Origin of the sequence: Rhodococcus sp. UNC23MFCrub1.1 (assembly GCF_000686025.1) — a bacterium.
GTDB lineage: Bacteria > Actinomycetota > Actinomycetes > Mycobacteriales > Mycobacteriaceae > Rhodococcoides.
The window spans coordinates 1-1,198 of the sequence record NZ_JMLQ01000024.1; the positions used below are offsets into that span (position 1 = coordinate 1).

Sequence of the window (1,198 nt, forward strand, 5' to 3'; positions counted from 1 at the left end):
CAGTCGCATGCTCTAGACCCGAAGCGGAGTGATCTACCCATGGCCAGGGTGAAGCGACGGTAAGACGTCGTGGAGGCCCGAACCCACTTAGGTTGAAAACTGAGGGGATGAGTTGTGGGTAGGGGTGAAAGGCCAATCAAACTCCGTGATAGCTGGTTCTCCCCGAAATGCATTTAGGTGCAGCGTCGCGTGTTTCATCCTGGAGGTAGAGCTACTGGATGGTCTAGAGGGCCCACAAGCTTATCGAAATCAGCCAAACTCCGAATGCCAGGATGTGAGAGCGCGGCAGTGAGACTGCGGGCGATAAGGTTCGTAGTCGAGAGGGAAACAGCCCAGATCGCCGGCTAAGGCCCCCAAGCGTGTACTAAGTGGAAAAGGATGTGAAGTCGCGAAGACAACCAGGAGGTTGGCTTAGAAGCAGCCACCCTTGAAAGAGTGCGTAATAGCTCACTGGTCAAGTGATTTTGCGCCGACAATGTAGCGGGGCTCAAGTACACCGCCGAAGCCGCGGCACTCACACAACAGCCCCCGGTTCCCTTGCGAGGGTTCCGGCAGGTGTGTGGGTGGGTAGGGGAGCGTCGTGTGGCCAGGGAAGCGCCGGAGTGATCCAGGTGTGGAGGCCACGCGAGTGAGAATGCAGGCATGAGTAGCGAAAGACGAGTGAGAAACTCGTCCGCCGAATGATCAAGGGTTCCTGGGCCAGGTTAATCCGCCCAGGGTGAGTCGGGACCTAAGGCGAGGCCGACAGGCGTAGTCGATGGACAACGGGTTGATATTCCCGTACCCGTGTATCCGCGCCCATGATGAATCAGGAGTACTAACCGTCCAGAGCCGCCAGGAGCACCTTCGGGTGCCGGGTGTGGTGATGCACGGGACCTTTCCTGGTAGTAGTCAAGCGATGGGGTGACGCAGGAAGGTAGCTGAGCCAGTCAGTGGTAACACTGGTGTAAGCCTGTAGGGCGAGACCTAGGCAAATCCGGGTCTCACACAGCCTGAGAGGTGATGCATAGCCGAATGAGGCGAATTCAGTGATCCTATGCTGCCGAGAAAAGCCTCTAGCGAGCTGGTACACGGCCCGTACCCCAAACCGACACAGGTGATCAGGTAGAGAATACCAAGGCGATCGAGATAACTATGGTTAAGGAACTCGGCAAAATGCCCCCGTAACTTCGGGAGAAGGGGGACCCCTGCTGGTGAT

1 rRNA gene is annotated in these 1,198 nt (G+C 57.3%); it reads left to right on the forward strand.

Annotated features, from left to right (window positions below):
• Positions 1 to 1,198 (forward strand): 23S ribosomal RNA (locus BR07_RS0122630); the annotation flags it as partial.